The following is a 19654-nucleotide window of genomic DNA, read 5'->3' on the forward strand; positions in this document are numbered from 1 at the left end:
TGCGGCGAAAGTCGTCTTCGAGCGAGCCGCGCAGGGGGGAAGCCCACGCATCGCGACGAGCCACGGCAGTACCGCTTCGTGCAGCGTCGCAGGCTCCGGCGCCGACGCCGACTCGCGTGGATCGGTACGTTCTCCGTCGTCTTCCGCACGGGCAGCTCAACCGAGAGCAGGCGCGTCTCCTCGTGATGAACGGGTACCTGTCAGCACCGACGGCGATGTGCTCAGAAGCGATCACATCTGCCTGCCGAAAGGGGGGTATCTGCCTTCGGTCAGGTTCCGGGCGGCGATGCGGACGCTGGTGGTTCTGTGAGGTGGCTTTGGTTGCTGAGAGCGGCCTGGTTCATGGAGGTCCGTAGATGGATTCGTTCTCCTTGGCTGCTGAACATGGTCAGCAATTCCACTGGCCGCTTGCCAGCGGGGCCGAACCAATGGGGGACTGCCGTGTCGAATTCAGCGGCCTCGCCAGGTTTGAGCGTGAGATCCTGTTCCCCGAGGAGTAGCCGGAGGCTGCCGCTGAGTACGTAGATCCATTCGTAGCCGTCGTGACTACGCAAGGTTCGTGGGCCGTCGAGGGGTGGTATAGACACCCTGTATGCCTGTGGGTCGTGCGGCTGGTGGGAGAGCCGGACGAAGGTCCGACCTGCCAACTGCTCTGGCGCATTGCGAACGCGTGGGTCGACGACGCGGGGCGGGGCGATCAGCTCATCGAGGCTTACGCCGAGCGCGGCAGCGATGGGTAAGAGCAGCTCCAAGCTGGGTTTACGTTGGCCATGCTCCAGCCGCGAGAGCGTGCTCGTCGAGATACCCGTGAGCGACGAGAGCTCGGACAACGGCATGCTTTTGCGTTCTCGCATTCGACGCAGCCTCGAAGGGATCAGATCGAGCGCGGCGGCGATCGCAGGAATGGATTCCATGCCTCCAGCCTAAATAGGCATCCCGGTTTCGGCAATGATTGTTGCTGTTGATGTTGACTTTGGTGATCATCGTGGAAACTGAAGGAGGTCGAAATGAAATTCAGCGATCTAGGTCGCGCTGCTCTCATCGGGCTTGGAGCCACCGCGATGATGGATATCGGCGCGGAGATAATCCGGCGCACGACGGGTGTTCCACCGCTCAACCTCGACCTAGTGGGTCGCTGGGTTGGCCACATGCGAGAGGGGGATCTCTGTCATGACTCGATCATGACCGCCGAACCGGTTGAGCATGAGCACGAGATTGGGCTGGTTACGCATTACGCCATCGGTGCGGGATTTGCTGTTGCGTTGGTTGCGGTGCGACCCGATTGGCTCAGTAAGCCCACCTTCCGCCCAGCCATGACGGCGGGTGTTGCGACGTCCGCCGCGCCGTGGCTGCTTATGCAGCCAGCGTGGGGGATGGGTGTTGCGGCGTCGAAGCTGCCCGATCCCGCTACGGCACGATTCCGCACCCTGCGGGCGCACGCGCTGTATGGTCTGGGAATCTGGCTGTCAGGTCGGGTGCTTCACCGCTTCGCTGGCGCGTCGAGATAATGGGGGGTGGTTTCGATACGCCGCCCGTGGGCGGCTACTCAACCACCGCTGAGCGCGCGGGCGGATCGGCCACCAGGATGCGCGACGCCGGGTCAGCGCCGCTCGAAAGCGATGGCGAAGTCCGTTCCGGCGCCGTCGACGATGGACAATCCGCACGCTAGCTGTACTGACCACGGATGGACCTAACCTCCGTGGTCAGTACAGCTAGGGAAGAACTGCATCGTGGATAGTGTGTTTCTCGACACCAATGTGCTGGCCTAGTTGTAGTCGTTCTACGACCATGCTGCGGAGAAGCATCTGGTGTCGACGATTCTGGAAGCGGCCCGCCTCGCGGGGGCAGTGAAGTGTGTACGGAGGACCTGGCGAGCGGCTCTACGCTTCGCGGGGTTCGGGTGGTCAACCCATTCGCCTCTGAACCGGAATCACACTGACCCCAGCGTGCGTCGGCTCACGCGGAGCGTCCGCGGGGCCAGCAGCATCCCACCGAGTAATCTGTCCCTCATGTATTTGACCGTACCAGCAGCCCGAGCGGTGCTGAGCGCCCGCCCGAGGCCGGAGCGGATGGACGAGATTGCATGAAGCAGCTTGTACAACGCCATGGGCAGTCCATTCGCCAGTTCTTGAAGTTCGGCATCGTGGGCGGCTCGGGGGTACTGGTCAACATGACGGTGAACATCGCCATGAATAAGCTCAACGGCGGGTCTGTCAACGCGCAAAACATTTTGTGGTCAATCCCGGGAACACGGTGGAATATCCGATTCACGCTCCTGGCTTGGTTTGTGCCGTTCGTCGTGGCGAATGTGTGGAACTTTCAGCTCAATCGCTGGTGGACGTTCCAATCCCAAAAAGTAGCTGGCTGGTGGAAAGAATTCTGGCCTTTCTTCGTCGTCGGGTCGGTCGCGATGGTTGTGGGAGCGCTGCTGAAGATCCTCATGACGAACCCGACGACGCCCTTCTATCTCCCGGAACCGTGGTTCCACGAGGAGAAAGGCATCCGCTCACGGGAATACTGGAGCCAGCTCATCGCCATCTTCCTAACCCTCCCCATCAACTTCATAGTCAATAAACTGTGGACGTTCAGGGCGGTCCGAGCACCAGGATTCGATGCCGATCAGAAGCCGACGGAGGTGTGATTGCATGTATTTGAAACAGCTCACGCTTCGCGGCTTCAAATCCTTCGCCTCCGCCACCACGCTGGTGTTCGAACCAGGCATCACCTGCGTCGTCGGGCCCAACGGCTCGGGCAAATCCAACGTCGTCGATGCCCTCAGCTGGGTGATGGGCGAGCAGGGTGCGAAGACGCTACGCGGCGGCAAGATGGAGGACGTGATCTTCGCCGGAACAGCGAAGCGCGCACCACTCGGCCGAGCCGAAGTAGAGCTCACCATCGACAACTCCGACGGCGCGCTGCCCATCGAATACTCCGAAGTGACGATCACCCGCACCATGTTCCGCTCCGGCGGCTCCGAGTACCAGATCAACGGCGCTCAAGCGCGCCTCCTCGACGTCCAAGAGCTCCTCTCCGACTCTGGCATCGGCCGTGAGATGCACGTCATCGTCGGTCAGGGGCAGCTCGACGCGATCCTCCAAGCCACCCCCGAATCCCGACGCGGATTCATCGAGGAAGCCGCCGGTGTGCTGAAGCACCGCAAGCGCAAAGAGAAAGCGCTGCGCAAGCTGGAGGCCACCAAGGCCAATCTCGAACGCCTCACTGACCTCGTCGGAGAGCTGCAGCGCCAACTGAAACCGCTCGGGCGCCAGGCACAGGCCGCGCGCAAGGCAGCGGTGATCCAGGCCGAGCTGCGCGATGCGAAGGCGCGCATTCTTGCCGACGATCTCTCGGCCGCCCAGCAAGCGCTCGAGGCCGAGCTCGCCGACGAGCGCGCGATGGAAGAAGCGAAAGCCCGCGCCGAGCAGGCCGTACGCGACGCGCTCGCTGGCGAAGAGGAGGCAGAACGCGCGCTCAAGGAGGCCTCCGCCAACTACGATCGCGCCCAGGAAACGTGGTACGGCCTCGCCGCACTGCGCGAGCGTGTGCAGTCGACGATCACCGTCGCCTCCGAGCGTGCCCGGATGGGTGACAACCAGCCGCAGCTCGACGTCGGCGGCCGCGATCCGGAGAAGCTCGAGGCGGAGGCGCGGGAGGTTCGCGATCGTGAGCAGCAGTTGCGCGCCGACGTCGAGGCCGCGCACGAGGCGCTCACCGACGCAACCCTGCGTCGCAACGGCGCGGAACAGCAGCACGCCGAGGCCGAGGCCGCCTACTCCGCCGCGCTGCGGGCCGTCGCTGACCGAAGGGAGGGCCTTGCTCGTCTCACGGGACGGGTGAACTCCATCAAGTCACGCCTCGAAGCGTCCGAGGAAGAAGTGGCGCGCCTCGAGCGTCGCCGCGACGAGGCGCTCGCCCGGGCAGAGGATGCGGCGAAGCAGTACCGATCGACGGAAGCCTCGCTGGCTGGGCTGGGCGCCGACGAATCCGACCTGGATGCCACCTACGAGCAGGCGGCCGAGGCACTTGAGGCGGCGGCGGACGCTGTCGAACATAACAAGGCCGCCGAGACGGAGCTCCAGCGCGAGCGCGCTGGCACGCAGGCGCGAGTGGACGCGCTGCGCCTTATGACTGAGCGCAAGGACGGGTCGGCGTCGTTGCTCGAATCGGGGCGCGACGAGGTGCTCGGCCGGCTCAGTGACTTCCTCACCGTAGAGCAGGGCTGGGAGTCGGCGATCGCCGCGGCCTTGGGTGCTGCGGCGGAGGCGGTCGTCGTCGAGAGGCTGCAAGGCGCGACGGAGTCCCTCACCCACCTCGCGGGGGAGGAGCTGGGCCGCGCGTCCCTCGTCGTCGCCCACGCCGATGCTCCGACACCCAGTCGCGCCCAAGGCCGGGCCGCGATCGACGTCGTGCAGGCGAAGCCCGAGGTAGCGAGCGCCGTGGCGTGGCTGCTCGCCGACGTCGTGCTTGCCGACGACGGCGATGAAGCCGCGAAGGTAGTGGCAGGCAATCACCTGACCGCCGTGACGCAATCCGGCGACGTGTACCGTTCCTGGCTGGTTGAGGGCGGGTCGGCGACGGGGCCGTCGCTCATCGAGGTCTCCGCCCAGCTCGCGGAGGCGGAGGCGCTGCTGGAGGAGCAGGGGCACGCGCTCGACCGCATCCGCTTCGAGCAGGAGCAACTGCGCGAGCGCCTGGCCGAGGCCGAGCGGGACGAAGCCGACGCGCTGGGCCAGCTGCACGCGTCGGATGCGGCCATGGCTGCCGTGGCCGATCAGCTCAACGCCTACCGCCAAACCCAGGCCGCCGCGACGAAGGATGCCGAGCGCCTCGCCGAGGCCATCGAACAGGCCACCACCTCGCGTGCACAGGACGAAGCTCAGCTCGCCGAGCTCCAGCAACGACTCGAAGCCGCCTCTGACGAGGGCGAACACGACGAGCCTGACCCAGGGGAGCGCGACGAGCTTGCCGTCGCCGCTCGATTGGCCAGGCAGAAGGAGATGGACGCGCGCCTTCAGCTGCGCACCGCAGAGGAGCAGGTGAAGGCCGTCGCCGGGCGCGCGGATTCGCTGCTGCGCGCCGCCGAGCACGAACGGCAATCGCGCGCCAAGGCGAAGGCGCGCCTGGAGCAGCTTCGTCGCGAAGCTCAGGTGGCCGGCGTCGTGCACGAGGCAGCGCTGCAGCTCGCTGATCGCGTCGAGCAAGCACGCCAGCTCGCCACCCGTGAACGCGACCAGGCCGACGAGGCTCGTCGCGAAGCCGAGGCGCAGACCACCCGTGCCCGCCACGCCGCCAAAGCCGCGAACGCGCACCTCGACGAGCTCGTCCGCGGCGCTCACAAGGACGAGATGGCGCGCATTGAACACCGGATGCGCATCGAGCAACTCACGGAGAAAGTGCTCTCGGAGCTCGGCCTGGAGCCGAAGACGCTCATCGACGAGTACGGCCCCGACCAGCTCGTGCCCGTCATCACACGCGAGGACGGCACCGCCCTGCAACCCGACGACGAGCAGCCCGACCCCATCCCGTACGTCAGAGCCGAACAGGAGAAACGCCTCCGGGCCGCCGAACGCAACCTCCAACTGCTCGGGCGAGTGAACCCCCTCGCGCTGGAGGAGTTCGACGCCATGACCGCCAGGCATCAGTTCCTCGCCGAGCAACTCGACGACCTCCGATCCACCCGCCAGGACCTCGTCGACATCGTTCGCCAAGTCGACGACAAGGTGCAGCAGGTATTCGAGGAAGCCTACGTCGACGTGGAGCGCGCCTTCGGGGACGTCTTCACCCGGCTGTTCCCCGGTGGCGAGGGCAAGCTCGTCCTCACCGAGCCTGGCGATTGGCTGAACACCGGCGTCGACGTCGAAGCCCGGCCGGCGGGCAAGCAGGTCAAACGCCTCTCGCTACTCTCGGGCGGCGAGCGCTCACTGGTGGCCGTCGCATTCCTGTTCGCGCTCTTCATCGCCCGCCCGAGCCCGTTCTACATCCTCGACGAGGTGGAGGCCGCCCTCGACGACGCCAACCTCGGGCGGCTACTCAGCATCTACGAGGAGCTTCGCGAGAACTCGCAGCTGCTCGTCATCACGCACCAGAAGCGCACCATGGAGATCGCCGATTCGCTCTACGGCGTCACGATGCGCGGCGACGGCATCTCGACCGTGGTGAGCCAGCGCCTGCACGATTAAGCGCAGCCTTCTGAAGATAGATCAAGTTCGTGGCGGGTAGACGAGCCACGAACTTGATCTATCTTTCGGTTCAGAGCGACGACGCGGCCCCGCACGCCGGTGAGGCATACGGGGCCGCGTCGAGGAAAGAGCGACGTATCAGAGCACGTCGTCGTCTACCCACTCGAAGGTGCGGGTGACGGCCTTCTTCCACAGGCGGTACTGGCGGTCGCGCTCGCCAGCCTCCATCTCGGGCTTCCAGCGCTTGTCTTCGGCCCAGTTATTGATGACGTCCTGCTCGCCTTCCCAGAAGCCGACGGCGATACCCGCGGCGTAGGCGGCGCCCAGGGCGGTGGTCTCGGCGACGACGGGGCGCACCACATCGACATTGAGCTGATCAGCCTGGAACTGCATGAGCAGGTCGTTGGCGGTCATGCCGCCGTCCACCTTGAGCTCGGTGAGCTGCACGCCGGAGTCGGCCTCCATGGCGTCGAGCACCTCGCGCGTCTGGAAGGCCGTCGCCTCCAGCACTGCACGCGCGATGTGGCCACGGTTCACGTAGCGAGTGAGGCCGACGATCGCGCCGCGCGCGTCCGACTGCCAGTACGGAGCGAACAGGCCGGAGAAGGCCGGCACGAAGTAGGCGCCGCCGTTGTCGTCGACGGTTTCTGCCAGCTTCTCGATCTCCGGGGCGGAGTCGAACATGCGCAGGTTGTCGCGCAGCCACTGCACGAGCGAACCGGTGACGGCGATCGACCCTTCGAGCGCGTACACAGCGTCCTGGTCGCCGATCTTGTAGCAGACGGTGGTGAGCAGGCCATTCTCGCTGGGCACGGGCTCGGTGCCGGTGTTCATCAGCATGAAGTTGCCGGTGCCGTAGGTGTTCTTGGCCATGCCCTTCTCGAAGCAGGCCTGGCCGAACGTCGCGGCCTGCTGGTCGCCCAGGATGCCGGCGATCGGGGTATCGATGAGGAGGCCCTGCTTGCGGCCGTAACCGTACACCTCCGCCGACGACTTGATCTCCGGCAGCATCGACATCGGGATGCCCATGTCGGCTGCGATCTCCTCATCCCACTGGAGGGTCTTGAGGTCCATCAGCATGGTGCGGGAAGCGTTGGTCACGTCGGTCACGTGCACGCCATTCTCGACACCACCGGTCAAGTGCCAGATGATCCAGGAATCCATGGTGCCCATCAGCAAATCGCCGGCCTCGGCGCGCTCGCGGGCGCCCTCGACGTTATCGAGAATCCACTTCACCTTTGGGCCACAGAAGTACGTGGCCAGCGGCAGACCGACCCGATCCTTGTACTTGTCCTGGCCCTCGTCGCCGCCGAGTTCCTTGACGATCTTGTCGGTGCGGGTGTCCTGCCAGACGATCGCGTTGTAGACGGGTTCGCCGGTGTTCTTGTCCCACACGACGGTGGTCTCGCGCTGGTTGGTGATGCCCACCGCCGCCAGGCTGTGACGATTGATCTGGGCTGCGCTGAGTGCGGTGGCGACGACCTCACGGACGTTCCCCCAAACCTCCATGGGGTCGTGTTCTACCCAACCTGCGCGCGGGAAGATCTGCTCGTGTTCCTTCTGGCCGGTAGCGACGATCTGGCCCGAGTGGTCGAAGATGATTGCCCGGCTGCTTGTAGTGCCCTGGTCGATAGCGAGTACGTACTTCTTTTCAGTCATCGTTGAATCTCAATTCTTGTAGTTGGTAGGTGGTCAGGGGAGAAGAACCAGTGACGCGAATCCTGCGACGACGCCGCCCAGCAGCGGTCCGACGATAGGCACCCACGCGTAGCCCCAGTCGGAGCCGCCCTTGCCCTTGATGGGAAGTATTGCGTGCATGATACGTGGGCCAAGGTCACGGACAGGGTTGATGGCGTATCCGGTGGGGCCACCCAGCGCGATACCAATCACGACGATCAACAGCGCGACGCCGAACGCGCCCAGCCAGCCCAGGTTCGCCGGACCAACGCCAACTCCAGCTGTGGTCTCAGCGGTGTACTTGCCAGCGCCGATGATCACGAACACCAGGACGAAGGTGCCGATGAACTCGGTGACGACGTTCCATAGCGGGTTGCGGATCTGCGGGGAAGTGGCGAAGACACCGAGCTTCGTCGCGGGATCGGTTCTTCGTCGAAGTGCTGCTTGTAGGCCAGCCAGCACAGGCCGGCACCAAGCAGGGCGCCGAGCATCTGGCCGAGCATGTAGCCGGCAATCTGGCCGCCAGTGAATTTGACGCCGCTGGCCATGAGGCCAAACGTCACCGCCGGGTTGAGGTGGCCGCCGGACTTGTACGAGACGAGGACACCCATCATGACGGCGAGACCCCAGCCCCAGTTTACGAATAGGAATCCTGAATCCTTACCCTTCGACTTCACGAGGGCTGTGCTGGCGACGGTGCCGCCACCCAAGAGAAGCAGCAGTGTCGTTCCTACGAACTCGGAGAGAAAAATAGTTGCGAAGTCCATCGTTGGCCTCTTTGCTCTTGACTACTATGTCGTTGTTTTCCCGGCTGCTCGTCGTTGGATACCGACAGTACCGGGCTTTCGAATATTCAATCACGTAGCCTCACCGAGGCCATCCCTCCTGAACGTTCGTGCATGGTCGGACACCAGTCTATTTCGTTTGTGCAACAACGGTGTCGCCCCGACGAAAACTCGTCGAGGCGACACCGTAGATTGCGCAGCGATCAATTGTCGTTTGCGTCGCTCAACCCCAGCGCTTGGTGCACCAGCATGATGGGATGCACGGCAGTGACCTTGGTGGAGTACTGGATCTGCCAGCGGCAGGTCTCGGTGTCACACGCGACGAGCCCCTCGTTGGTGCGCTCCACCATGTCGAACAGCGGCTTGCCGACGGCTTGCGCGACGTCGTACTTCTCCTTCTTGAGGCCGTAGGTGCCCGCGATACCGCAGCAGGTGGCGTTGGAATCTTGCACCTTGAGCCCGGGGATAAGCCGTAACAGGTCGGAAGCCGGTGCGCCCATGCCCTGGCTGCGCACCTGGCAAGGCTGGTGATAGGGCATCTGCATCTCGATGGGCTGGAAGTCGAACTCCAGTTCGCCCTCCTCGTAGCGGTCCATCAGGAACTCCGAGATGTCGTACGAGCGCACACTCACGTCGTCGAGGACTGGATCGTCGATCCCGAGGTAGTGCTTCGCCTCATGCTTCAGCATGCCGACGCAGCTGCCCGCAGTCGATACCACTGGCAGTTCCTTGCCAGCGCTCGCAAGCGACTTAGCGAGCGCGAGTACAGACTTGGTGGCTTGGTCGAACAGGCCATTGCTCTGCGACGCAAGCCCGCAGCAGCCCTGCTTCGGCACCAGCACCTCGTAGCCCAGATACTCCAGCACCTCGATGGCGCACTTCGCGGCCTCCACCTCGAAGTAGCCACCGGCGCAGCCGTGGAAGTACACCACCGCACCGCGGGTGGGCTTCACAGTGGGCTGCTTGCGACGCTTGAGCCAGCTGTGCAGCGACTGCTTCTGCGCAGGCGGCATGGGAGCGTTCGCGGCGACACCCACCGTCGCTTCCATGATCTTGCGAATGGGCTTGTTCTTCAGCACCGCATTTGCCAGCGGCGCCACCGGGGTCATGGCCTTACCCATGAGCGTGGTCTGGGTGAGCAGCCGGTCGCGCACCGGCCCACCGTGCTCCGCGCGCTTGACGGCCTTGGCGAGCGAGATGATCTCGGCCACCTGCACGCCCTGCGGGCACACGACGGTGCACGTGCCGCAACTGGAGCACCAGTCGATGGAATCGTCGACGGACGCCCCATCGCGGTAACGCTCGCCCTGCGGCCCGGAGTACTTGGGCCCCTCAAACAGCGACGTGACGCCGGAGACAGGGCACGCCGTCTCGCAGATGGTGCACTTCACACAGTGATCGAGGCTGACGCGTCGCACCTCGTTGTCGAGACGCTCGCGCAACTTGGCGGCAGACTTTGCACTCATCGTGAACCTCCCAGGATTGAAGCGGCGGCGCGCCACGCGCTCGCCACAGCGATTCCATCTCCGGATTTCTCTCGCGCACGCTGGGCACCGGCGAGGATGCCGCCGGCCGCGTACAGGTTGTCGTAGACCACTCCCGATTCGTCGACAGGGCGCATGGCCTCGTCGACCTTCACGCCCACCTCGAACAAGGGCTGGGGAACGCTGTGATCGGGAAGCACGAGCCCCTCCATGGTGCTGGCCGTCAGCGGCAGCTCGAACAGACGCTCAGTGATGTTCCCCTTCGAATCGACGGCGAGGGCGCCCGATTCGAAACCACCCGGGGCGTGCACGACCGCGTCGCAGCGGACTCGTTTGGTGTGCCCGGCCGATGCCACCTCGATGGCGGTGACGTGCCCGTCGGATGCCTCAAAGCCCGTAGCCAGTACGCCCTGGATGTGGCGCACTCCGAGCTCGCGTGCCCGTTCCAGCAGCGCACGGAACATGCGCAATCCTGGCATCGATGGGGGCTGCATCGACACCTCGGCTGCCGGCCTACCCACCGCGTCTTGGAAGATTGCCCAGGCCTCGGGATTGTCGAGCCCAACGACGGCTGGTACGAGCAGCACATCCGCGTCGCCGGCGGCGCCAGCCACTTTCTTGGCGAACTGCTTCAGCGCGACCGGATCGTCGAGCGCCTTCGCGAAATGCACGGGGGAGGGGTCTTGTTCGCCCTTGCGAGGTGCGAAATCCACCGACGTGGCCTCCGCGCGCAGCTGCCGGTCGCCGAAGGTGGTGCGATTGAGGTTGCCGGCAATCAATGCGGCCTGGAAATCCTTCAGCTGCTGTACTCCCACGACGGCGAACGACGTGTGGGTGTGCACGTCGGCGCCCGCGAGCGATGGCGCGGCGAGCGCAGTCGGGCGCACCGCGCCGACGGCAGTCGGGAGGTGGAGGTTCTCGTCGACGGAACCCTCAAGCCCAAGCTGTTCACCCAGCCACGTGACAGACTCGCGCACGGTCTGCGCACCGAGCGCCCGCAGCGGATGACCGTCGGGCAGGTCGTCCAGCACCTCGAGCGGCGTCTGCACGCGCTGCGGAGCGTAACCCAACACGTCGACGGTGCCCTGGCCCAGCTGCAGACCGCCCGGCCCCTTCGCGACCAGCGTCACCTGGACGCCGGCCTCGAGCAGCCGGATCGCCGCGGTGAGCCCCGCGAGCCCGGAACCAATGACGCAGACCTTCATCGCACTTCCTCCTGTGCCTCGCCCTTGGGGAGGTGCTCTACGTCGAGCGTCCCCGTGTAAATCCAATCGTCCAACGCCTGCTGACGCACCTGGTCGTCGAGCAGGACAGGCTGTACGCCCTTCCAGCGGCCCTTCAGAAAGGCCTCCAGAAGGTGCGACGCCTCCTCGGCGCTATCCTTCCGCGCACTGCACGCGACGCCGGCGGCGCGCGTCGCGCAGAACCCGCCCTGGCAAGGGCCCATGCCGATGCGGAGCTGGCGACGCAGGTCGTCCAGGTTGCCGTCGGGGTGTGCCTCGAGGGCTTCGCGGAAGGCCGGCTCGGTGACGAGTTCGCACTCGCACAGGAGACGTTCGTCGAAGCGTGTTTCCTCGCGCTCTTCGAGGCGGTCGGTGATCTTGTGGATCTTGTGGTGCTCCTCGGGCACTGCCTCGTCGGCGGTGCGACAAGGCCGGGTCTCGCCCAGCTGGCGGCACATCGCGTCGACGATGTGCTCGGCCATGAGCCGGTAGGTGGTGAGCTTGCCGCCGCCGATGGTCAGGAAGCCGCGCAGGCCGTCGTGCTCGGAGTGGTCGATGATGGACATGCCGCGGCTCATGTGGCGGGTGTCGTCGCTGCTCACGCGCGGGTCTTTCACCAGCGGACGGCTGCCTGCCCAGGCGCGCAGGATGCGGTTGCTGCGGAACCCGGGAATCATGTGCTCGCCCGCGTCCAGCATCTGCTGCACCTCGTCGGCGGGCACGCGGGTGTTGTCGGGGTCGTCGGTGTGCACGTCGGTGGTGCCGATGATCGACACTGTGTGCGCTGGCACGAGGATGTCGCCGTCGGTGGGGTAGACGAGGCGGTTCACGACGGTGTTCACGATGCGGTGGTTCATCGCCACCATCACGCCGCGCCCGGGGATCACTGCGACGGGTTCGCAGCCCGCCATGGCCGACACCTGTCCGGCCCACGGCCCGGCACAGTTCAACACGAAGCGGCAATCAATCTGCACATCTTCGCCGTTGCGCTCGTCGCGACACAGCACCGCGGAGACATGATCGTCTTCGCGAAGAATCTTCGTCACCCTGTGGTAGGTGAGCACCTTGCCGCCGTACTCCATCGCGGAACGGGCGGCGCCCCACACGAGCGCCCAGCCGTCGACGGAAGCGTCACGCACCTCGATGGCTCGCTCGATGCCGGGGTTTAGCCTGCGCTCTCGACGCAGCGCCTCGGCGGCGGGAATTTCTTGGGCTGGAACGCCGGTGGCCGCCGCGCCTTTGAGGAACTCGTCGGCGAAGGCGGGGTCGTCGCCGGGCAGGGTGACGAACATGCCGCCGGTGTCTTCGATGGCGGCGGGCTGGATGCGTCTGAGAATCTCGTTTTCCGCCGCGCATTCCGTCGCCGACTGGGGGTCGCTCACCACGTAGCGCCCGCCCGAGTGGAGCAGCCCGTGGAAGCGTCCCGTCGTGCCGCACGCTAAGTCGTCTCGCTCCACCAGGACTGCGGAGTAGCCGCGCATCGCTGCGTCGCGCACCACGCCCACACCTGTGGAGCCACCGCCGATCACTACAACATCGGCCTTCAGGTGTTGCACCATCATTGGTCCTCTCCGGCAACGTCGAGATACACGTTGCCTATTCCTATCCAATCGTGATTTGACCGGCTTGTGGAGTGATTGCACGAATGATCACTCATAGGTGCGCGGCCTGCACACTTCTTCAATGGACGCCGCCGTAGCTCGGAATTGTCCCGCGCTGCGTTGGGGCAACTACTGAAGATGCCGGGCGAGGGTCCGCGCCGTGGAGTCATCGACGACGAGGTTCGTCACCACGCCTGCACGCAGCGCGGCCAACAGGGCGACGGTGCGGCTCGGGTCGCCTACGACGCACAATCGGTGCTTGATGGAGCGCAACGTGCTTGGGCTCGGGCCCGTGGCGCGAGTGTTGAGATGAACGCCCTCGTGGGAGCCGTCCGCGCGCAGCATGACGGTGCACACGTCGCCGACCGCACCCTGGTTGATGGCGGCGGCGAGGTCGGCGGGCTCGACGTGCCCCGCGGCGTACACGTGCGACGGGATGCGGGCGTGCGGATAGCCGACGCCGAAGAGGGCCACGTCCAGTGACTCAATGGAGGAAAGCACGTTGCGGATCGAGCGCTCGCGCCACATCGCCTCGCGCGTTTCGGGATGGTCGAAAAAGGTCGGCACGGGGAACGGAACGACGTGTGCGTTGCCGTAATTCGTGGCGAAGGCCTGCAACAGGGAGCCGATGTAGGGGGTGCTCGAATCGCGCGCGTGCGTGGCGCCGTTGATCTGCACCACCTCGACTCCTGAGACTGCCTGGGGCTTCAACTCGCGAGCGACGTGCGCGGACGTGACCCCCCACGCGACGCCGAGCGATGTGCCGTCGGTGACGAGCGAGTCAAGGAGCGCCGCGGCCTCGGCAGCGACGGCTCGAAGCCGGTCGCTCGCGGAGGCTTGATCCGGCACGTTCACGATGTGCACGTTGATGCCGAAGGCGTCGCTGATGAGACGTGCGGTGGGGGAGTTCGCGCCGGGCGGTTCTGCCAGGCTGATACGCACGACTCCGGTCTCGCGAGCACGTTGGAGCAGACGGGATACTTTGGGGCGCGAGACGTTCAGCTCGCGTGCGATCGCCTCCATGGTTTCACCGTCGATGTAATGCCGTCGGGCGGCGATGTACACCTGCCGGTCACGCGATTCCTGCATGCCTTTGCTCGTTGGCACTGATTTCCTCTCAGGCGGCCACGGGGCGAGATCCCCGCAACGTGATACGAGCCTACCTCGCGAGGTGGCCACGTGGCTGGTGCCCGGTAGGATCAGCAGCGTGATACTTCTCACTATTGATCAGGTCATATTCTGGGCGGTCGTCGGTCTCGTGGGGCTGGCCATCGTCGTCGGCGGCGTCGTGGTGTTCCGCGACAACAAGCGTGCGCGTTTGGAAAGCCGCGACAAGCCCGAGCTCGATTCCCGCGACGAGGAACCCTCACCCACCGACGTCGAGGCCCCGCCAGCCGACCAAGGCCCCGTCGGTGAAGTTGCTGAAGACGAGCCGCCGCTGGTGGACGTGTCGAGTACGGCCGCGCCCGAGACGGAGCAACCCGCTCCGCAGGCGCCTGCTGAGGCAGAACCTTCCGATGAGGTTGCTGCCCCGGAGGCGCCGCTCGACCAGCCGGAGGCGCCGAAGTCGAGGCTCGCCAGGCTGCGTCGCCGGCTCGCAGGCTCCAACAACGCGCTGGCGCGTGCGCTGGCTGATCTGTTGTCGTCGAACAAGATCGATGACGAAACCTGGGACGACTTCGAGATGACGCTCATCAGCTCCGATTTGGGCGTGGGCCCGACGACGGAGCTCACCGAGGCGCTGCGCAAGGAGCTGGCCGTCGACGGTGTGTCTGACCCCGAGCAGGCCAAGCGCGTGCTGCGCTCCGAGCTGGTGAAGCTCGTCGATCCGACGCTCGACCGCACCCTCAACCTCGAGAAAGACGGCGACAATCCTGCGGTGGTGCTCGTCGTGGGCGTGAACGGCACCGGAAAGACCACGACGGTGGGCAAGCTTGCCCGTGTGCTCGTCGCGGAGGGGAAGTCGGTGCTGCTGGGCGCGGCCGATACCTTCCGTGCTGCCGCTGCAGAACAGCTTGTGACGTGGGGTGAGCGCGTCGGCGTCGACACGGTGCGCAGCAACGAAGGTGCCGACCCGGCGTCGGTGGCCTTCGACGCGGTGGCGAAGGGCGTGGAACAGGGCGTCGACGTGGTCATCGTCGACACCGCTGGCCGTCTGCACACCAAGTCGGGCCTCATGGACGAGCTCGGCAAGGTGAAGCGTGTCATCGAGAAGAAGGCGAAGGTCTCCGAGGTGCTCCTGGTGCTTGACGCCACCACCGGCCAAAATGGCCTCACGCAGGCGCGCATCTTCCGCGAGGTTGTGGACGTCACTGGCGTGGTGCTCACTAAGCTCGATGGCTCCGCGAAGGGCGGCATCGTCGTGCAGGTGCAGCGTGAACTCGGCGTGCCGGTGAAGCTCATCGGCCTGGGCGAGGGCGTCGACGACCTGGCGCCGTTCGACACTGACGGGTTCGTGGCCGGCATCCTGGGGGAGTAACGAGCGCCGTCGCCACCTCTGACGAATAAGGAATGAGGGATTCCACCGAAACAGGTGGAATCCCTCATTCTTTACCGGCTATCGGCCCCGTTACAGCACCTTGGAGAGGAATTCCTTGGTGCGGTTGTGCTGGGGCGAATCGAAGAGCTGCTCGGGGGTGCCTTCTTCGACGAGTTCACCGTCGGACATGAACATCACCCAGTCGGCAACCTCGCGGGCAAATCCCATCTCGTGCGTCACGAGCACCATGGTCATGCCTTCATCGTTCGCGAGGTACTTGATGACGTCGAGCACCTCGCCCACCATCTCCGGGTCGAGCGCCGACGTAGCCTCGTCGAACAGCATCACGTCGGGCTTCATGGCGAGCGCGCGGGCAATCGCCACACGCTGCTTCTGCCCGCCAGACAGCGACCTAGGCATCGCGTCAGCCTTAGCGGTGAGCTGCACCCGATCCAGCAGCTTCATGGCGCGCTCTTTCGCCTCGGCCTTCGAAGATTTCTTGAGCGTCGTGGGTGCCAACATGATGTTCTCCAGCACCGTCTTGTGGGGAAACAGGTTGAAATGCTGGAACACCATGCCGATTTTCTGCCGGATGGTGTTGATGTCGTTGCTCTTGTCAGCAAGATCGGTGCCTTCATAGATGATTTCGCCCGACGTCGCCTCCTCCAGCCGGTTGAGGCAACGCAAGAAGGTGGACTTGCCGGAGCCCGACGGCCCGATCACCACGACCACTTCGCTTTGCCGAATCGTGGTGTTGATCCCCTTGAGTACTTCGTGGTCGCCGAACGACTTGTGGAGGTCGCGTACCTCAAGTACGACGTCCTGGTCGTCACGGTTTTGGTCGGTGGTCACTTGTTGAACCTCCTGTCGAGGAAGTTGGAGAGCATGGTCAAGAGCATGATGACGATGAAGTAGAGCGCGCCGACGATCAGCCACATCTCGAAGGAGCGCAGGTTCTGCGAGATGATCGAGCGCCCGCGATAGGTGAGCTCCGCGAGGCCCAGTACGGCGAGAATCGACGTGTCTTTCAGCGTCATGATGAACTGGTTGATGGCCGCAGGAGTGGCGATCTTGATGGCCTGTGGGGCCACCACCTTGCGCATAGTTTGTGTCCAGTTGAGACCCAGCGAACGCGCCGCCTCAGACTGTCCGATATCGACCGACTGGATACCGCCGCGGACGATCTCCGTCATGTACGCGCCAGCGTTCAATGAGAGCACCAGGATGCCGGTCCAGAAGATGTCGGCCTTGATGCCAAGCACAGCCGGAACGCCGAGGTAGAAGAAGAACGCCTGCACCAGCAGCGGTGTGCCTCGGAACACATTCACGTAGATGTCTGCGATCCAGCGCAGCATCTTCACTCCGGAGACCTTCGCGAAGCCGAACACGATGCCCAGCGCCGAGGCGAACACGATGGCGGCAAGCGTGACGAGCATCGTGATGCTGAGCGCCTGCAGCAAGGAAGGCAGCGTCTCCTTGAGCAGCTCCCAGAAACTCGATTTCTCCTTCGCCGCGCCCTCGCCGAGCCACTTCTCAGAGATCTCGTCGTAGGTGCCGTTTTGCTTGATCGTCTCGAGCCCTTCGTTGAACGCAGCCAGAAGCTCGGGGTTCTTATCCTTGGCGACGGCGAAGCCGAGGTTACCCACAGGGATGGGGTCGAGCACCAGCTCGAGTCCGTTGCCGGTTTGCGAACCGTACGCCAGCACGGGGTAGTCGTCCATGACACCGACGGCACGCCCGGCGAGGACTTCCTCGTACATCGTTGCGGAGTCTTCGAGTGAGCGAACCTTGAAACCGTGCTCCTCGGCGAGTTCGCGAGCGTGCGTCTCACTCAACGAGCCGGTCTTGGCCATGATGGTCTGGCCCTTCAGGTCGTCCCACGACTGGTACTTCTCACCCTCGCCGTCCTTCACTGCGAGAGAGAGCTTGGTCTCCAGATAGGGGTCGGAGAAGTCGAAGACCTGCTTGCGTTCCTCCGTGATGCCAGCGGCGGCCATGAGCCCGTCGGCCTGCCCGGACGTGACAGCTTGGATAGCGGCGTCGAAGCCGAGCGGCTTCCAAGCCACCTTGAACCCTTGAACCTCGGCAATCGCCTCGGCGAGTTCAATGTCCAACCCGCTCAGCTCATCCTTGCCGCCGAGTCCGGGCACGATGTGCGGTGGGAACGAAGTATCAGTGGCGATTTCGTAAGTCTTGCCCTCTGCGGCGGAGGCTTCTCCGTCGGCATGTGCCGGGAGCGGGGAGAGCCCCAGCAGTACGGCGATGAGGCCCGCAATCCAGGCCAGTATGAGGGGTGTATTTCTTGCTTCGGCTCGTCGGCGCATGGATTCCTTCCGTAGATGTACCGTACGTATTGCCTCGATAAGCACCCTATGGGCATGTTGCATGTTTGCGCCACCGCTCATCACAACGCTGACGCCGCAGCAAGCAATGAATTTCAGCCTTCCTGGACGGTAATCCGCGACGAGGTCCGTTGCGCAGAAAATCGGCAGGAACGGTCGGAGAACTCCGACGGTGACGCGGGTGACTGCTCCGATGGCCGGCTCGGGCTATCCTTAGGCGGGTACCCGAATTCGAGAAGGATCCTCCGTTGTTTGACACGCTGCAAGACCGCCTCTCTTCTGTATTCAAAGGGCTGCGCGCCAAGGGCCGGCTCACGGAAGACGACGTGAACTCGACGCTGCGCGAGATTCGTATCGCACTGCTCGAAGCAGACGTCAACCTGGGCGTGGTCAAGGAATTCGTCGCAGCAATTAAGGAACGCCTCGTCGGGCTTGAAATCTCGAAGGCGCTCAACCCGACGCAGCAAATCGTCAAGGCCGTCAACGAAGAGCTCATCAATATTCTCGGCGGGGAAGCGCGCCCCATCCGGTTTGCGAAGAACCCGCCGACGGTCATCATGCTCGCAGGTCTGCAGGGTGCGGGTAAAACCACTCTGGCAGGCAAGCTCGCCCAATACCTCACAAATGACCACCACTCGCCGCTGCTGGTTGCCGCCGACCTGCAGCGCCCGAACGCTGTGAACCAGCTCCAAATTGTGGGTGAGCGCGCCGGCGTGCGCGTCTTCGCGCCGGAGCCTGGCAACGGCGTTGGCGACCCGGTGCAGGTAGCTCGTGACGCGATCGTGCACGCGGAGCGCCATCTGTTCGATGTGGTCATCGTCGACACGGCCGGCCGCCTGGGCGTCGACGAAGAGCTGATGCAGCAGGCCTCGGACATCAAGGCCGCCGTGCACCCCGACGAGACGCTGTTCGTCGTCGACGCAATGATCGGCCAAGACGCCGTCAACACCGCCAAAGCCTTCGACGAGGGAGTTGGCGTCGACGGTGTCGTCCTCACCAAACTCGACGGCGATGCCCGCGGCGGTGCCGCGCTGTCGATCGCGAGGGTGCTCGGCAAGCCGATCATGTTCGCGTCGAATGGCGAGAAGCTGCAAGACTTCGACCTCTTCCATCCCGATCGCATGGCCAGCCGCATCCTCGGCATGGGCGACATGCTCACGCTCATCGAACAGGCGGAGAAGACCTTCGACGCAGAACAGTCGCGCGAGGCTGCCGAAAAGCTCATGGGCGGCAAATCCAAGTTCGGGCTCAACGACTTCCTGAACCAGATGCGCCAGCTGCGCAAGATGGGGCCGCTGTCAAAGATCCTCGGCATGCTGCCCGGTGCCGCGCAGCACAAGGACGCCATCGACGGCATCGACGAGCGTGAGATCGACCGCATCGAGGCCATCATTTGCTCGATGACACCCAAGGAACGCGACGATGTGTCCATCCTGAATGGGTCACGTCGCGCACGCATCGCGAAGGGTGCGGGCGTCGAGGTGTCGGACGTCAACAACCTCGTGAACCGCTTCGTCGATGCCCGTAAATTGATGGAGCAGATGGCCGGAGGAGGGTTCCCCGGCATGGGCGGGATGCCCGGCATGGGAGGTTTCCCAGGCATGCCCGGCATGGGCGGTGGCCGCCGCCAGCAGGCGAAGGCGGCCAAGAAGAAGGGCAAGCAGCGCGGCAAGGGTGTGTCGGGCAACCCGGCCAAGCGAGCGCAGCAGGAGAAACAAAAGGCGCTGGGTAGGCAGGCACCGTCGGGTATGGACGGGATGCCGCCGATGCCACAAAGCATGGACGACTTCGAGCTTCCCCCGGAGCTGCAGAAGATGTTCAAAGACCAGGGCGGTCTATAGCCCGTCGTCCGGCCGTGGCGCCAGGCTGTCTACGTCGGAGGGT

The 19654-nt window shown here is 64.6% G+C and carries 12 protein-coding genes and 2 pseudogenes; 5 read left to right on the top strand and 9 right to left on the bottom strand.

Translation table 11 applies throughout. From position 1 onward, the window contains the following. Positions 1–269: 269 nt before the first annotated feature. Positions 270–914, bottom strand: a complete 645-nt coding sequence (locus Q0X68_RS04685; protein ID WP_297748265.1) for a helix-turn-helix domain-containing protein — start codon at positions 912–914, stop codon at positions 270–272. Positions 915–1007: 93 nt separating this feature from the next. Between Q0X68_RS04685 and Q0X68_RS04690 the strand changes: the two genes are divergently transcribed. The 3 genes from Q0X68_RS04690 to smc all read left to right on the top strand — a co-directional run bounded on the left by Q0X68_RS04690 (position 1008) and on the right by smc (position 6179). Then, entirely contained in the window at positions 1008–1508 is a 501-nt protein-coding gene (locus Q0X68_RS04690; RefSeq protein WP_108871568.1) for a DUF2938 domain-containing protein, read from the top strand. A 575-nt stretch (positions 1509–2083) separates the two neighbouring features. Next, on the top strand, positions 2084–2641 hold the full coding sequence (locus tag Q0X68_RS04695; protein WP_297748272.1) for a GtrA family protein: 558 nt from the start codon (positions 2084–2086) through the stop codon (positions 2639–2641). Between the two features lie 4 nt (positions 2642–2645). After that, positions 2646–6179 (top strand): chromosome segregation protein SMC, encoded by a 3534-nt coding sequence (gene smc / locus Q0X68_RS04700; protein WP_297748275.1) that lies wholly within the window; start codon positions 2646–2648, stop codon positions 6177–6179. Positions 6180–6317: 138 nt separating this feature from the next. Here smc and glpK read toward each other — a convergent pair whose 3' ends face one another. From glpK to Q0X68_RS04730, 6 genes and pseudogenes are all read right to left on the bottom strand, one after another. After that, positions 6318–7838: a glycerol kinase GlpK gene (glpK, locus tag Q0X68_RS04705; RefSeq protein WP_297748278.1), complete on the bottom strand. Its 1521-nt coding sequence runs from the start codon at positions 7836–7838 to the stop codon at positions 6318–6320. A 33-nt stretch (positions 7839–7871) separates the two neighbouring features. Then, positions 7872–8623 (bottom strand): annotated as a pseudogene (locus tag Q0X68_RS04710) (MIP/aquaporin family protein). A 221-nt stretch (positions 8624–8844) separates the two neighbouring features. Continuing rightward, positions 8845–10107, bottom strand: coding sequence for an anaerobic glycerol-3-phosphate dehydrogenase subunit C (locus Q0X68_RS04715; protein WP_297748281.1), 1263 nt, complete (start codon positions 10105–10107; stop codon positions 8845–8847). Beyond that, positions 10104–11330 (bottom strand): glycerol-3-phosphate dehydrogenase subunit GlpB, encoded by a 1227-nt coding sequence (gene glpB / locus Q0X68_RS04720; protein ID WP_297748284.1) that lies wholly within the window; start codon positions 11328–11330, stop codon positions 10104–10106. The genes Q0X68_RS04715 and glpB overlap by 4 nt, the downstream gene beginning before the upstream one ends. Then, positions 11327–12904: an anaerobic glycerol-3-phosphate dehydrogenase subunit GlpA gene (gene glpA, locus Q0X68_RS04725; RefSeq protein WP_297748328.1), complete on the bottom strand. Its 1578-nt coding sequence runs from the start codon at positions 12902–12904 to the stop codon at positions 11327–11329. Before glpA ends, glpB begins: the two co-directional genes overlap by 4 nt. A 174-nt stretch (positions 12905–13078) precedes the next feature. Then, entirely contained in the window at positions 13079–14038 is a 960-nt protein-coding gene (locus Q0X68_RS04730; protein WP_297748287.1) for a sugar-binding transcriptional regulator, read from the bottom strand. A gap of 454 nt (positions 14039–14492) precedes the next feature. Between Q0X68_RS04730 and ftsY the strand changes: the two are divergent. Then, positions 14493–15428 (top strand): annotated as a pseudogene (gene ftsY / locus Q0X68_RS04735) (signal recognition particle-docking protein FtsY); the annotation flags it as partial. Between the two features lie 90 nt (positions 15429–15518). Here the strand turns inward: ftsY and Q0X68_RS04740 are convergent. Both Q0X68_RS04740 and Q0X68_RS04745 read right to left on the bottom strand, forming a co-directional pair. After that, positions 15519–16280: an amino acid ABC transporter ATP-binding protein gene (locus Q0X68_RS04740; RefSeq protein WP_297748290.1), complete on the bottom strand. Its 762-nt coding sequence runs from the start codon at positions 16278–16280 to the stop codon at positions 15519–15521. After that, positions 16277–17752, bottom strand: coding sequence for an ABC transporter substrate-binding protein/permease (locus tag Q0X68_RS04745; RefSeq protein WP_297748293.1), 1476 nt, complete (start codon positions 17750–17752; stop codon positions 16277–16279). Before Q0X68_RS04745 ends, Q0X68_RS04740 begins: the two co-directional genes overlap by 4 nt. Positions 17753–18018: 266 nt before the next feature. Between Q0X68_RS04745 and ffh the strand changes: the two genes are divergently transcribed. Beyond that, entirely contained in the window at positions 18019–19611 is a 1593-nt protein-coding gene (ffh, locus tag Q0X68_RS04750; RefSeq protein ID WP_297748296.1) for a signal recognition particle protein, read from the top strand. Positions 19612–19654 lie beyond the last annotated feature (43 nt).

The organism is uncultured Tessaracoccus sp., from assembly GCF_947286155.1.
In the GTDB taxonomy this organism is placed as follows: domain Bacteria; phylum Actinomycetota; class Actinomycetes; order Propionibacteriales; family Propionibacteriaceae; genus Arachnia.

Bases quoted from the DNA above. Each gene is read 5' to 3' on its own strand.
- Q0X68_RS04730 (WP_297748287.1), bottom strand. From the start codon at position 14,038: ATGCAGGAATCGCGTGACCGGCAGGTGTACATCGCCGCCCGACGGCAT.
- Q0X68_RS04690 (WP_108871568.1), top strand. From the start codon at position 1,008: ATGAAATTCAGCGATCTAGGTCGCGCTGCTCTCATCGGGCTTGGAGCC.
- smc (WP_297748275.1), top strand. From the start codon at position 2,646: ATGTATTTGAAACAGCTCACGCTTCGCGGCTTCAAATCCTTCGCCTCC.
- Q0X68_RS04715 (WP_297748281.1), bottom strand. From the start codon at position 10,107: ATGAGTGCAAAGTCTGCCGCCAAGTTGCGCGAGCGTCTCGACAACGAG.
- Q0X68_RS04685 (WP_297748265.1), bottom strand. From the start codon at position 914: ATGGAATCCATTCCTGCGATCGCCGCCGCGCTCGATCTGATCCCTTCG.
- Q0X68_RS04695 (WP_297748272.1), top strand. From the start codon at position 2,084: ATGAAGCAGCTTGTACAACGCCATGGGCAGTCCATTCGCCAGTTCTTG.
- glpB (WP_297748284.1), bottom strand. From the start codon at position 11,330: ATGAAGGTCTGCGTCATTGGTTCCGGGCTCGCGGGGCTCACCGCGGCG.
- glpK (WP_297748278.1), bottom strand. From the start codon at position 7,838: ATGACTGAAAAGAAGTACGTACTCGCTATCGACCAGGGCACTACAAGC.
- Q0X68_RS04745 (WP_297748293.1), bottom strand. From the start codon at position 17,752: ATGCGCCGACGAGCCGAAGCAAGAAATACACCCCTCATACTGGCCTGG.